At 50.9% G+C, this 14,213-nt stretch carries 6 protein-coding genes and 2 pseudogenes; all 8 read left to right on the forward strand.

Annotation, left to right across the window (positions count from 1 at the left end):
• Positions 1 to 12: 12 nt before the first annotated feature.
• A pseudogene (locus A1SC_RS26195) lies at positions 13 to 229 on the forward strand (WGR domain-containing protein); the annotation flags it as partial.
• Between the two features lie 1,328 nt (positions 230 to 1,557).
• Positions 1,558 to 3,045 (forward strand): annotated as a pseudogene (locus A1SC_RS26200) (DUF4132 domain-containing protein); the annotation flags it as partial.
• 9 nt (positions 3,046 to 3,054) lie between these two features.
• Positions 3,055 to 6,687, forward strand: coding sequence for a DUF4132 domain-containing protein YehI (gene yehI, locus A1SC_RS14635; protein WP_016262139.1), 3,633 nt, complete (start codon positions 3,055 to 3,057; stop codon positions 6,685 to 6,687).
• A 52-nt stretch (positions 6,688 to 6,739) separates the two neighbouring features.
• Complete coding sequence (locus A1SC_RS14630) at positions 6,740 to 7,030, forward strand: hypothetical protein (protein ID WP_016262140.1); 291 nt, start codon at positions 6,740 to 6,742, stop codon at positions 7,028 to 7,030.
• Between the two features lie 615 nt (positions 7,031 to 7,645).
• Positions 7,646 to 8,734 carry an ATP-binding protein gene (locus A1SC_RS14625; protein ID WP_001516689.1) on the forward strand — a complete coding sequence of 363 codons (1,089 nt, stop codon included), beginning with the start codon at positions 7,646 to 7,648 and terminating at the stop codon, positions 8,732 to 8,734.
• A gap of 10 nt (positions 8,735 to 8,744) precedes the next feature.
• The gene (locus tag A1SC_RS14620; RefSeq protein WP_016262141.1) at positions 8,745 to 11,024 is read left to right on the forward strand and encodes a DUF5682 family protein; all 2,280 of its coding nucleotides are present in this window, start codon (positions 8,745 to 8,747) and stop codon (positions 11,022 to 11,024) included.
• A complete protein-coding gene (locus A1SC_RS14615; RefSeq protein ID WP_001292790.1) occupies positions 11,017 to 12,153 on the forward strand; it encodes a vWA domain-containing protein in 1,137 nt (378 codons plus the stop codon). Before A1SC_RS14620 ends, A1SC_RS14615 begins: the two co-directional genes overlap by 8 nt.
• Positions 12,150 to 14,168, forward strand: coding sequence for an SWIM zinc finger family protein (locus A1SC_RS14610; RefSeq protein WP_016262142.1), 2,019 nt, complete (start codon positions 12,150 to 12,152; stop codon positions 14,166 to 14,168). Before A1SC_RS14615 ends, A1SC_RS14610 begins: the two co-directional genes overlap by 4 nt.
• Positions 14,169 to 14,213 lie beyond the last annotated feature (45 nt).

Genomic DNA, 14,213 nt, shown 5'->3' on the forward strand with positions numbered 1-14,213 from the left:
AAGGACTTTGCAATGAAAACCTATATTTATCAGGACGAAAAATCACATAAATTCTGGGCGGTTGAGCAACAAGGCAACGAGTTGCATATCAGTTGGGGTAAGGTCGGCACCAACGGGCAAAGCCAGGTCAAAAACTTTGCGGACGCTGCGGCGGCGGAAAAGGCAGAGCTGAAACTGATCGCGGAGAAAACAAAAAAGGGATATGTGGAACAAGCGGAGACAAATGCTAAATTAACAGCGGTGTCAGTGAAAAAAGAATCTGTCGCAGCGAAAAAACAGGAAGACACCATAAATGATCATCAGGTAGCGGCGAACAATTTTCCCTGGTTAGCAGACAACGATCCCATTATTCTTCCCCCAAATATTGCTCGCTATGCTCTCAGCCACCGCCTTTGGCCGGGAGATCCGGTAAAAAAACCAACCCAACCTGAGAAACAAAATTTAATTTCTCGGCTGGCAAATCGAACCTACAACTATTATAAGAATCTGACTTTCGATTACAGCTCATGCTCCGATGAATGGAGTAATGCCATCAGTCAGGCAATCAGCTTAATTAATGCACGAAAGCCTGAGATGTCTGCACGTACTATGGCTGTACTTACCTTACTGGAAATTTGTTTTTGTCAAAGCTGGAATGATGAAACCTCATCCGAGTTGTTGGATGAAATTGTAAGCACCTTCGGTATTGAATACGCAACTGAAACTGTCATCTACTGGTGGCAAATTGATTTCGATTTTGATTATAAAAAGGAACATTTGACCTTCTTTATTAATAATTCAGATTACAGCCAGAATAACTATAGAAGGAATAGAGACAACTTTAGTTTACGTCTGCGTAAACATTTATCGCTGACTGAAGAGGAAATCTGGCAAAATTGCATTGCCAAATTACTCGTTGCGTTGCCGCATATATCACTCTATCGCCAGCCGTTAATTGCCATTTTAATACCTGAAATACCCGAAGTGGCCCATGATATCGCACGCCAGTTGCATCAAGTGATGAACATTCCACAACTGGAAATGTTAAAACTTGTAGCGACAGATCCACAAATACTGGAAATATTAGAGCCATATCAGGATACTAATGTATTTGGAAGAAGTTGGTCTGCCACTGTACTGCGAGAACAAGGCATCAAGGCTCTTACTCGCCTGCTTCCCTATGCTGGAGAAGATAATTGCGGTGACGTACTGAAATGTATCAATCATCCGCTGGCTGTTACGGGACTCATAGACGCCGCAGATTATAATAAACGTTGTTATGACCGACTGATAAAAAGTGCCGAAAGTTTTCCTTCTGCCACAATAGCGGCATTAGCCGAAGCATTAATAAAAAATGACGATCAACGTAAACATACTTTGCTGGTTTCACTACTTAATGCAAATCCTTTATTGGTCGAAAAATTAGGCCAATGGCTATCGTCACAAGCTGCGAAATTAGTACATCAATGCCAACAATTGCTGAATAGTCGCGATGAAGATTTCGCAAACTCAGAAATTCTGCCAACGGTGTTAGTCTCGCCGCCGTGGGTGGTTCGAAATAAAAATGACGACAACAGTCCTTTGGCTAAATACCCGGCGAAAATTCCCTCTTTACCGCTATTTTATCAACCTTCGTTATGGACACGCCCGGTACTAAAAAATAGTAGCAAGATATTACCAGATAACGCCCTCCTCCACCTCGGTGAAATGCTTCGCTTCCCTCAGGAAGAAGCACTGTATCCGGGATTATTACAGGTGAAAGATGCCTGTACCCCAGACTCACTGGCTGAATTTGCCTGGGATCTGTTTATCGCCTGGCAGACTGCTGGCGCACCGTCGAAAGAGAGTTGGGCATTCAGTGCGTTAGGTGTTCTCGGTAACGATGACACCGCCCGCAAACTAACGCCGCTTATTCGCGTCTGGCCTGGCGAATCCCAGCATAAACGCGCCACCGTCGGGCTGGATATTCTCGCCGCTATCGGCAGTGACATTGCCCTGATGCAACTTAACGGTATCGCCCAGAAGCTGAAATTCAAAGCATTGCAGGAGCGGGCAAAAGAAAAAATTGCCAGCATTGCCGAAAGCCGCGAACTGACGGTAGCAGAACTTGAAGACCGGTTAGCCCCGGATTTGGGGCTGGATGATAACGGCTCCCTGCTGCTGGATTTCGGCTCGCGCCAGTTCACCGTCAGCTTTGATGAAACCCTAAAACCGTTTGTGCGCGATGCGTCCGGCAGTCGCCTGAAAGACCTGCCCAAACCGAACAAAAGCGATGATAAAACGCTGGCTGCCGATGCCGTTAACCGCTTTAAACTGCTGAAAAAAGATGCCCGTACCGTCGCCGCTCAACAGGTAGCAAGGCTGGAATCAGCCATGTGCCTGCGCCGCCGCTGGGCAGCGGAAAACTTTCAACTCTTCCTGGTTGAGCATCCGCTGGTTCGCCACCTAACCCGTCGCCTGATTTGGGGCGCGTATAACACCGACAACCAGTTGCAGGCCTGTTTCCGCGTGGCGGAAGATAACAGCTACAGCACCGCTGACGATGATCTCTTCACTCTCCCAGAAGGTGATATAGCGATTGGTATCCCTCACGTTCTGGAAATATCACCGACGGATGTCGCCGCTTTTGGTCAGCTTTTTGCCGACTACGAACTGTTACCGCCATTCCGCCAGCTTGATCGTAACAGTTACACCCTGACAGAAGCCGAACGCAATGCCAGCGAACTGACCCGCTGGACAGGCAGAAAATGCCCGAGCGGTCGGGTGATGGGGCTGGCAAATAAAGGCTGGTTGCGTGGCGAACCGCAGGATGCAGGCTGGATCGGCTGGATGATCAAACCTCTGGGCCGCTGGTCGTTAATCATGGAAATCGATGAAGGTTTTGCTGTAGGCATGTCGCCAGTCGAACTCAGCGCTGAGCAACTCTTAAGCAAATTATGGTTATGGGATGGAAAAGCAGAGAGTTATGGCTGGGGAAGAAATTCTGCACAGGAAGCACTGTTCTCCGTGCTCGATGCCATCACCGCCAGCGAGTTGATTAACGACATCGAAGCACTGTTTGAATAAGGAAAGAACATGAACAAGGAATTACTGTGGCTGGCGGACGACGCGCAACTGGAACTGAAATTTAAAAAAGGCAAAACGCCGCTAAGCCATCGCCGCTGGCCGGGCGAACCGGTGCCCGCTGTCACTGAAAGTCTCATTCAGACATTAGGAGATGAATTACTACAACAAGCAGGCAAGAAGCAAAATATCACCTGGCATTACGATAAATGTTCACTGGAGTGGCAGTCCGCCATCCAGCAGGCGATCAATTTGATTGGTGAGCATAAACCGTCAATCCCAGCCTTTACAATGGCGGCTCTGATCTGTATCGAGAAAAATGATAGCCAGCAGTTACTTGATGAAATCGTGCAAAAATATGGGCTGGAATATGCGACGGATGTGGTGATAGCGCGTCAGTTCATTGTACAGAGTTATCATGCTGATCCATCAACAGTGTGTTTAATGACACCGAACGAGAATACGGGCTATGGCTATCGCTCAGAGACTTATAGCAATTTCGATTTTCGTCTGCGTAAACATCTTTCACTGGCAGAGGAAAATTGCTGGCAGCGTTGTGCCGACAAACTCATTGCCGCACTGCCAGAGATCCCCATAGTTCGCCGCCCTTTTATTGCGCTGCTGCTTCCGGAAAAACCAGATATAGCGAATGAGCTTGCCAGCCTTGAAAGCCCATCAACGAGTTTTTACTCAAAGGAGTGGTTAAAGGTCGTTGCTACTGATAATACGGCGGTAAAAAAACTCGAACGATACTGGAGCCTGGACGTATTTAGCGATCGTGAAGCCAATTATATGTCGCATGAAAACCACTTCGGTTACGCTGCCTGCGCGGCCCTTTTACGCGAACAGGGAATTGCAGCCGTTCCCCGCCTGGCGATGTATGCTCATAAAGAAGACTGTGGCAGCCTGCTGGTACAAATAAACCACCCGCTGGTCATCCGCATCTTGCTACTGGTGGCTGATAAAAATAAACCCAGCCTGCAGCGTGTTGCCAAATACAGTAAAAATTTCCCCCATGCAACGCTCACTGCACTGGCAGAACTTATCGCGCTGGAAGCACCACCTGCTCGCCCCGGTTATCCGATTATTGAAGACAAAAAACTGCCCGCACAGCAAAAAGCACGTGATCAATACTGGCGTAATCTGTTGCAAACATTGATTACATCGCAGCCACAACTGGCAGATGAAGTGAAGCCCAGGCTAAGTACAAAAGCACAAACCGTGCTGAATAGTTTTTTATCCGTGCCGCCGAAATCTGCCATTGATAGCCCTGATAGCAGTGCTCTGCCTGAAATTTTGGTTTCACCTCCGTGGCGTAGTAAGAAAAAATCGCCGCAACCACGTCTTGATTTGGTTCCGCTCGAATTAACGTCACAAGTCTACTGGCAACCGGGCGAGCAAGAGAGGCTTGCCACCACAGAGTCTGCCCGTTATTTCAGCACGGAATCACTTGCGGAACGCATGGAACGAAAAAGTAGTCGGGTTGTACTACAGGAGCTGGGTTTTGGGGATGATGTATGGCTGTTCCTGAATTATATACTGCCCGGCAAACTGGATGCGGCGCGCGAATCATTAGTGCTTCAGTGGCATTACTACCAGGGCAGAGTCGAGGAAATCTACAATGGCTGGCATTCTCCGGAAGCAAAATCAGCAGAACAGGCGCTTCGCAGCGGCGACGTTGAAACGTTAATTGACATCTGGGAAAAGGACAATCATTCGCCTTATCATCAGGAAAAGAGTGTCTGGAATCTGTATTTATTGGCACTGCTTCCGCGTGAGATGGCAGTGACTTTCTGGCTGCGTATCAATGAGAAAAAGCATCTGTTCGCGGGTGAAAACTATTTTCTCAGCATCCTCGGTTTGGATGCATTACCCGGCCTGTTGTTGGCTTTTTCACATCGTCCAAAAGAAACATTTCCGTTAATTTTAAATTTCGGCGCTACCGAACTGGCGCTACCCGTTGCTCGCGTCTGGCACCGTTTTACCACTCAGCGTAATCTGGCACGCCAGTGGATTTTACAATGGCCAGAACATACGGCTACCGCACTTATTCCTCTCGTCTTCACTAAACCCAGCGATAATAGCGAAGCCGCATTACTTGCCCTGCGTTTACTGTACGAACAGGGACATGGCGAGTTGCTGCAAACCGTGGCAAACCGCTGGCAGCGTGTTGATGTGTGGCCTGCCCTGGAGCAATTGCTTATACAGAACCCACTGGAAATTTACCCTCCGCGCATTCCGAAAGCCCCGGATTTCTGGCATCCGGCAATGTGGTCCAGGCCGCGACTTATCACGAATAATCAGCCTGTTACTAATGACGCTCTGGAAATTATCGGCGAAATGCTGCGCTTTACCCGGGGTGGACGTTTTTATAGCGGGCTGGAACAACTGAAAGCGTTCTGCCAGCCGCAAACGCTGGCCGCTTTTGCCTGGGATCTCTTCACCGCATGGCAACAAGCTGGTGCCCCCGCAAAAGACAACTGGGCATTTCTGGCGTTAAGTCTCTTTGGCGACGAAAGCACGGCACGGGCTCTGACGACACAGATCCTCGCCTGGCCACAAGAGGGCAAATCTGCCCGTGCTGTCAGTGGTCTGAATATACTTACCCTGATGAATAATGATATGGCGCTGATACAACTGCATCATATATCGCAACGGGCGAAATCCCGCCCCTTACGTGATAACGCGGCGGAATTTCTTCAGGTGGTCGCAGAAAATCGCGGGCTAAGCCAGGAAGAGTTAGCGGACAGATTAGTCCCAACACTGGGCCTTGATGATCCACAGGCGTTGATTTTTGATTTTGGTCCACGGCAGTTTACCGTTCGCTTCGATGAAAACCTCAACCCGGTTATCTATGATCAGCAAAACGTTCGCCAGAAAAGCGTTCCCCGTTTGCGAGCCGATGACGATCAACTGAAAGCGCCCGAGGCACTGGCCCGACTAAAAGGGCTAAAAAAAGATGCCACTCAGGTGAGCAAAAACCTGCTCCCGCGTCTTGAAACTGCCCTGCGCACCACCCGACGCTGGTCGCTGGCAGATTTTCATACTCTGTTTGTTAATCATCCCTTTACCCGCCTGGTTACCCAGCGATTAATATGGGGCGTTTATCCGGCAAATGAACCGCGTCGTTTACTTAATGCATTTCGCGTGGCCGTAGAGGGGGAATTCTGTAATGCCCAGGACGATGTTATTGATCTACCTCCAGATTGCCTGATTGGCATTGCGCACCCGTTAGAAATGCCAACAGAAATGCGTTGTGAATTTGCACAACTTTTTGCCGATTACGAAATTATGCCGCCTTTTCGCCAGTTGGCGCGGCGCACGGTGCTGCTCACACCTGACGAGTCAACCAGTAACAGCCTGACTCGCTGGGAAGGTAAATCCGCTACCGTTGGGCAACTGATGGGGATGCGTTACAAGGGCTGGGCATCAGGGGATGAAGACGAATTTATCTATGGCTTAGGTGAGTATCGTCTGGTGCTTGAGTTTTCACCCGGTTTTAACCACTACAATGTTGATAGCAAAGCGCTAATGAGCTTCCGTTCTCTTCGAGTATATCGTGACAATCAATCTGTCACTTTTGCTGAACTCGATGTATTTGATTTGAGTGAAGCCTTAAGTACGCCGGACATCATTTTTCACTAACACACTGCGGGTAGTAACAGAACTGCCCGCTATCTGACAACTGAGAAAATCCATGATCGTGCAAAGTGAACTGGTCGCTGTTTACGACTATCAGGTTATTGATCCCGAAGAACCCTTTTCCTTCCGACTTGCAATCCATAAGTACGCCCAATTATTTACTGGAACGGTCTATCGACTGGAACGATTCCGGCCACGTCCAATATTTAACCAACGTGAACAAGAAGATGCAGACACGCTAATAAATGATGCGTTGATTTATATAAGAGATGAGTTTATTGATGAGCGAAAATTACGAGGTAAATCACCAGAAACTATAATGGAAATTTTTAATGGTGAACTATAGAATATATTCAACCAGTAAATAGAATAATAGTTTATTAAAGGAGGAAGCGGTATTCCCCCTTAGATGCGTTTCAATTTTCCCGTTACTTCAACAAATCAATCAACCGTAACAGAGCCACTAATAGCTCCAGTACGGCAATGAGCACGGTTAACTTTCGTGTCAGCGTGTCCATCCGCTCTCCTTATTAAGGAGCGCAACACCAGCACCTTACCCTTACACTGCCTGTCGATACTGGTTTACGTATGTTGGACCACGATGTTGCACTCCGGATCAGGGCACCACCTGCAGCACCACCCGTCCGGTAGCCAGGACTTGAAATGGGTTCGATCCGGCGCAACGTCCCAACAGTCAGGATTATAAATCTCATTATCTTAATTGCAACGGGGTCCAGCGGTGGTTATAATTCGTTCGTTGGAACACGATGTTGCACAGGCTGCGGTGTTGGGCCTGAAAGTAGGAAATAAAAAAACCTGCCTCACCTGCAGGTTTTTTTATTTCCTGTGATCTGCTTTCCAGATATTTTATTACTATTTTCCGCTCAAACAACTAATGCGCCAAACAGTTATTGCGCGTAAAATATCGTTTATTTCATTAATACATTTCAGGGATGAATATATGTCACCGCAGAATAATCATCTGCAGCGTCCGCCTGCCGCTGTGTTATACGCCGATGAACTGGCAAAATTAAAACAAAATGATAACGCACCTTGCCCGCCCGGTTGGCAGTTAAGTTTGCCTGCAGCGCGTGCTTTTATTCTTGGTGATGAGACGAAAAACATCAGCCGTAAAGTCGTAATAAGCCCTTCTGCTATTGAACGCATGTTAGTGACTCTCGCCACCGGGCGCGGTTTAATGCTGGTCGGGGAACCGGGTACGGCCAAATCTCTCCTTTCTGAATTGCTCGCAACGGCCATTAGCGGCGATGCCGGTTTAACCATTCAGGGCGGCGCATCAACCACCGAAGACCAAATCAAGTACGGCTGGAACTACGCTCTGCTTATCAACCACGGTCCGTCAACAGAAGCGCTTGTCCCGGCTCCACTTTATCAAGGCATGCGCGATGGCAAAATCGTCCGTTTTGAAGAGATAACGCGTACACCGCTGGAAGTGCAGGACTGTCTGTTAGGCATGCTTTCTGATCGGGTGATGACGGTGCCGGAACTGGCCGGTGAAGAAAGCCAGCTTTATGCTCGCGAAGGCTTTAACATTATTGCCACCGCCAATACCCGCGATCGCGGCGTCAATGAAATGAGCGCCGCGCTCAAGCGTCGCTTCGATTTTGAAACCGTCTTTCCGATTATGGATTTCGCCCAGGAACTGGAACTGGTCGCCAGTGCGTCAGCGCGTTTACTGGCCCATAGTGGCATTCCGCATAGGGTGCCTGACGCAGTACTGGAGCTGCTGGTACGCACGTTCCGCGATCTGCGGGCCAACGGTGAGAAGAAAACGTCAATGGATACCCTGACGGCCATTATGTCCACCGCCGAAGCCGTTAACGTAGCGCACGCCGTGGGCGTCCGCGCCTGGTTTTTAGCAAATCGCGCGGGTGAACCTGCCGATCTGGTGGACTGTATTGCTGGCACCATCGTCAAAGACAACGAAGAAGATCGCGCTCGTCTGCGCCGTTACTTTGAACAGCGCGTTGCCACACACAAAGAAGCTCACTGGCAGGCTTATTACCAGGCTCGCCACCGCCTGCCGTGAGGAAAGATGCATGAGTGAGCCGTTAATTGTCGGCATCCGGCACCATAGTCCGGCCTGCGCCCGTCTGGTGAAATCGCTAATTGAAAGCAAGCAACCGCGATACGTGTTGATTGAAGGACCGGCCGATTTTAATGACCGGGTAGATGAACTGTTTTTAGTCCACCAGCTTCCGGTAGCCATATACAGTTATTGTCAGTATCAGGACGGTGTTGCCCCAGGGCGCGGTGCCTGGACCCCATTTGCCGAGTTTTCACCTGAGTGGCAGGCGCTACATGCTGCCCGCAGCATCCAGGCACAAACCTGGTTTATCGATTTACCTTGCTGGGCACAGAGTGAAGAAGATGAAGATGAACCTGTTGCGGCTAATGACCATCAGGCCTTACTGCTACTCGCTACCAGTATGGATAACAGCGATACCCTGTGGGATCACCTGTTCGAAGATGAAAGCCAGCAGTCCACACTTCAATCCGCTCTGGCGCAATACTTTGTGCAACTTCGTGGTAATGATGCGGGTGATTCGGTAAATCGCCAGCGCGAAGCCTTTATGGCCCGCTGGATTGCCTGGGCGATGCAGCAAAACAACGGCAATGTATTAGTCGTCTGCGGTGGCTGGCATGCCCCTGCACTGGAAAAATTGTGGCGCCAATATTCTCAGGAAGAGAGAAAACCCAGGCTACCCTCATTACCGGATGCAGTGACCGGTTGTTATCTGACGCCATACAGTGAAAAGCGCCTTGATGTGCTGGCGGGATACCTTTCAGGAATGCCTGCTCCGGTCTGGCAAAACTGGTGCTGGAAATTTGGTTTGCAACGCGCAGGTGAGCTGTTACTTAAAACGATTCTTACCCGTTTGCGCCAGCACCACTTACCCGCATCTACCGCTGATATGGCTGCCGCGCATCTACATGCGATGGCACTGGCACAATTGCGCGGTCACAGATTGCCGCTACGCAGTGACTGGCTGGATGCATTAGCCGGATCGCTTATTAAAGAGGCATTAAACGCGCCGTTGCCGTGGAGCTATCGCGGGATCATTCATCCCGATACCGATCCAATTCTGCTAACGTTGATAGACACATTAGCGGGTGCCAGATTCGGTAAACTAGCCCCCTCCACGCCACAACCGCCGCTGCCAAAAGATGTCACGTCTGAACTGGAACGTACCGAAATCACTCTTCCGTCCAACCTGGCGTTAAATCGCTTTACCCCCTGCGGGCTGGTACAAAGTCAGGTGTTGCATCGGCTGGCGATACTGGAGATCCCGGGGATAGTGCGCCAGCAGGGAAGTACACTGACGCTTGCGGGTAACGGTGAAGAACAATGGAAATTAACCCTGCCGCTTAGCCAACATGCGGCATTGATTGAGGCCGCCTGCTTTGGTGCCACACTCCTGGAAGCCGCACGCAATAAATTAGAAGCCGATATGCTGGACACAGGAGGAATCGGCAACATCACCACATGTCTTAGCCAGGCGGCGTTAGCTGGTCTGGAGTCCTTCAGTCAGCAATTACTGGAGCAACTCACATTATTAATCGCCCAGGAAAATCAGTTTGCCGAAATGGGTCAGGCGCTGGAAGTGCTTTATGCCTTGTGGCGTCTGGATGAGACTGGCGGTATGCAAGGGGCGCTAATACTGCAAACCACACTGTGTGCGGCGATAGATCGAACGTTGTGGTTATGTGAATCCAACGGCAGGCCGGACGAAAAAGAATTTCACGCCCATTTGCATAGCTGGCAGGCGCTGTGCCATATCCTGCGCGATCTCCATTGTGGCATTCAACTGCCAGGTGTTTCGCTTTCCGCCGCCCTGGCCTTACTGGAGCGCCGTAGTCAGGCGATTCATGCCACGGCGCTGGATCGCGGCGCGGCTCTCGGTGCGCTGATGCGTCTGGAACATCCCAACGCCAGTGCCGAAAGCGCACTGGATATGCTGGCGCAATTATCCCCGACTGAGTCAGGCGAAGCCCTACATGGTTTGCTGGCGCTGGCTCGCCATCAACTGGCTTCTCAGCCTGCATTTATCGCCGGTTTCAGCACTCATTTGAATCAACTTAGCGACGCCGATTTTATTAACGCTCTGCCCGATTTACGTGCAGCGATGGCCTGGCTACCGCCTCGAGAACGCGGGGCGCTGGCGCATCAGGTGCTTGAGCATTACCAACTGCCGCAGCTCCCCGTCCCGGCACTGCAAATGCCGTTACATTGTCCACCGCAAACCATTGCTCATCATCAACAACTGGAACAGCAGGCACTGGCGTCACTGCAACACTGGGGAGTTTTCCATGTCTGAACTGAACGACCTTCTGACTACCCGTGAGCTACAGCGCTGGCGATTGATTCTTGGTGAAGCGGCTGAAACTACCCTTTGCGGTCTTGATGGCAACGCCCGACGGATAGACCACGCCCTGGAGTGGCTATACGGGCGCGATCCTGAGCGCATTCAACGCGGTGAACGGCACGGAGGGCTGGGCAGTTCAACTCTCACAACGCCCGAGTGGATCAATGATATTCACACGCTCTTCCCACAGCAGGTAATTGAGCGACTGGAAAGCGACGCCGTGCTGCGCTACGGCATAGAAGATGTGGTGACAAATATTGAAGTGCTGGAACGTATGCAACCTTCCGAAAGCCTGCTACGCGCCGTATTGCACACTAAACATCTGATGAATCCCGAGGTGCTGGCAGCCGCTCGCAAGATAGTGCACCAGGTTGTTGAAGAAATTATGGCGCGGCTGGCCAAAGAAGTTCGTCAGGCTTTTTCTGGTGTGCGTGACCGCCGTCGCCGCTCGCATATTCCCCTGGCGCGCAATTTCGATTTCAAAAGTACCCTGCGGGCCAACCTGCAGCACTGGGACCCCAAACGCGGCAAGTTGTATATCGAATCACCCCGCTTTAACAGTCGCATTAAGCGCCATAGTGAACAATGGCAACTGGTTTTACTGGTCGATCAAAGCGGATCGATGGTTGATTCAGTGATCCACTCAGCAGTGATGGCGGCCTGTTTATGGCAATTACCCGGCATTCGCACCCATCTGGTGGCATTTGATACCAGCGTCGTAGATCTCACTGCCGACGTTGCCGACCCGGTAGAGTTATTAATGAAAGTGCAACTGGGCGGTGGAACGCATATCGCCAGTGCAGTGGAGTACGCCCGTCAACTTATTGAACAACCAGGTAAAAGCGTGATTGTTCTGGTAAGCGATTTTTATGAAGGCGGAACATCGTCATCACTCATCCACCAGGTGAAGCAGTGTGTTCAAAGCGGCATCAAGGTGCTGGGGCTGGCGGCGCTCGACAGCACAGCAACCCCCTGTTATGACCGGGATATGGCCCAGGCATTGGTCAATGTCGGTGCACAAATAGCTGCCATGACGCCGGGTGAACTGGCTTCCTGGCTGGCGGAGAATCTTCAGTCATGAATTCACTACGCCCGGAATTATTAGAACTGACGCCACAGGCACTGACAGCGTTAAGTAATGCCGGTTTTGTTAAGCGCAGCCTTAAGGAACTGGAAAATGGCAATATCCCAGAAATTAGCCATGAGAGCGGCACACTGATCGCCACTTTCAGTGACGGTACACGCAGCCAACTGGCAAACGGTCAGGCTCTGAAAGAGGCCCAGTGTAGCTGCGGGGCCAGCGGCATGTGCCGCCATCGCGTGATGTTGGTGTTAAGTTATCAGCGACTTTGTGCTACCCCTCAGCCCACGGAAAAAGCAGAGGAATGGCCCCCGGCAATCTGGCTGGAAGAACTGACTACCCTGCCCACTGCCACGCACAAACGCGCACAATCCCTCGCCGCCAAAGGTATAACTATTGAACTGTTCTGCGCGCCAGGCGAAATTCCCTCTGCCCGCTTACCGATGAGCGATGTGCGTTTTTATTCCCGCAGCAGTATTCGTTTCGCCCGTTGTGATTGCATTGAAGGAACGCTGTGCGAACACGTGGTACTGGCAGTGCAGGCATTCGTCCAGGCCAAAGCACAGCAGGCAGAATTTTCTCATTTGCTCTGGCAGATGCGCAGCGAACAAATCGCATCAAATGACGATCCATTTGCCAGCGATGAGGGCAAAGCCTGTCGTAAATATGTCCAGCAATTAAGTTACGCGTTATGGCTGGGGGGGATCAGCCAGCCGTTAATTCATTACGAGGCAGCATTCAGCCGCGCCCGGCAAGCGGCAGAAGCCTGCAACTGGCGATGGGTAAGTGAATCGCTACGGCAACTGCGTGCCAGCGTTGATGCGTTCCACGCCCGCGCCAGCCACTATCACGCAGGAGAATGTTTGCGCCAGCTTGCAGCATTAAACAGTCGGTTAGCCAGTGCACAAGAGATGGTACGACGTGACTGTGTCGGTGAAGTACCGCCCATGCCGTGGCGCACGGTCGTTGGCGCAGGGATTGCCGGAGAAGCAAAACTGGATCATCTGCGGCTGGTGTCATTAGGTATGCGTAGCTGGCAAGACTTCCAACAGTATGGTTTACGGATCTGGTTCACCGACCCCGACACCGGTAGTATTTTACACCTTTCACGCAGTTGGCCGAGAAGTGAACAGGAAAACGCGCCTGCGGCAACGCGTCGGCTATTTACCTTTCAGGCAGGGGCGCTGGCGGGAGGGCAAATCGTCTCACAAGCAGCGAAACGCAGTGCCGAAGGTGAGCTGTTGTTAGGTACGCGCAACCGCTTAAGCAGCGTCGTTCCACTGTCTCCGGATGCGTGGCAAATGCTGAGTGCACCACTGCGCCAGCCGGGAATCGTAGCGTTACGGGAATACTTACGCCAGCGCCCGCCAGTCTCCGTTCGCCCGCTTAATCAGGTGGATAATTTATTTATTCTGCCTGTGGCTGAGTGTATTTCACTTGGCTGGGACAGCAGCCGCCAGACACTGGATGCGCAGGTAATCAGTGGCGAAGGCGAAGATAATATTCTGACGTTATCACTGCCAGCCTCTGCCAGCTCACCCTTTGCCGTTGAACGCATGGCGTCCCTGTTACGCCAGCAAGATGATCCCGTGTGTCTGGTTTCTGGATTCGTCAGTTTTACCGAAGGACAGTTAACGCTGGAGCCACGGGTGATGATGACGCAATCTCGCGCCTGGGCGCTGGATGCAGAAACTGCGTCTGTGGCACCGCTACCTTCCGCCAGCGTTCTTCCTGTGCCGTCCACCGCACCTCAGTTGTTGATGCGCTGCCAGTCATTATTAATTCAGGTGCTACATAACGGCTGGCGCTATCAGGGGCAAAGTGTCATCAGTCAGGTCGGCTTGCTGGTAAATGAGTTGACCGGGGCGGGCTTTTACCGGCTGGCACATTTGTTGAATCAATTGCGTACTACAGAGGGAGAGGCTCTGGGTGAAACATTAAACAACTGCGTTTTACTCTGCGAACAGTTGTTACTGATGCTCGGGCAACAAGGGGGGAAAAATGCTTTTTATTAAGAGTTCTACTCCATTTCCGGACTGCTCAAGACGAGGTATAAAGAA

This window comes from Escherichia sp. KTE52 (assembly GCF_000408325.1).
Classification (GTDB): Bacteria; Pseudomonadota; Gammaproteobacteria; order Enterobacterales; family Enterobacteriaceae; genus Escherichia; species Escherichia marmotae.

Excerpts from the sequence above, each read along its gene's own strand:
- yehI (WP_016262139.1), top strand. The coding sequence starts at position 3,055 with ATGAACAAGGAATTACTGTGGCTGGCGGACGACGCGCAACTGGAACTG.
- A1SC_RS14630 (WP_016262140.1), top strand. The coding sequence starts at position 6,740 with ATGATCGTGCAAAGTGAACTGGTCGCTGTTTACGACTATCAGGTTATT.
- A1SC_RS14625 (WP_001516689.1), top strand. The coding sequence starts at position 7,646 with ATGTCACCGCAGAATAATCATCTGCAGCGTCCGCCTGCCGCTGTGTTA.
- A1SC_RS14620 (WP_016262141.1), top strand. The coding sequence starts at position 8,745 with ATGAGTGAGCCGTTAATTGTCGGCATCCGGCACCATAGTCCGGCCTGC.
- A1SC_RS14615 (WP_001292790.1), top strand. The coding sequence starts at position 11,017 with ATGTCTGAACTGAACGACCTTCTGACTACCCGTGAGCTACAGCGCTGG.
- A1SC_RS14610 (WP_016262142.1), top strand. The coding sequence starts at position 12,150 with ATGAATTCACTACGCCCGGAATTATTAGAACTGACGCCACAGGCACTG.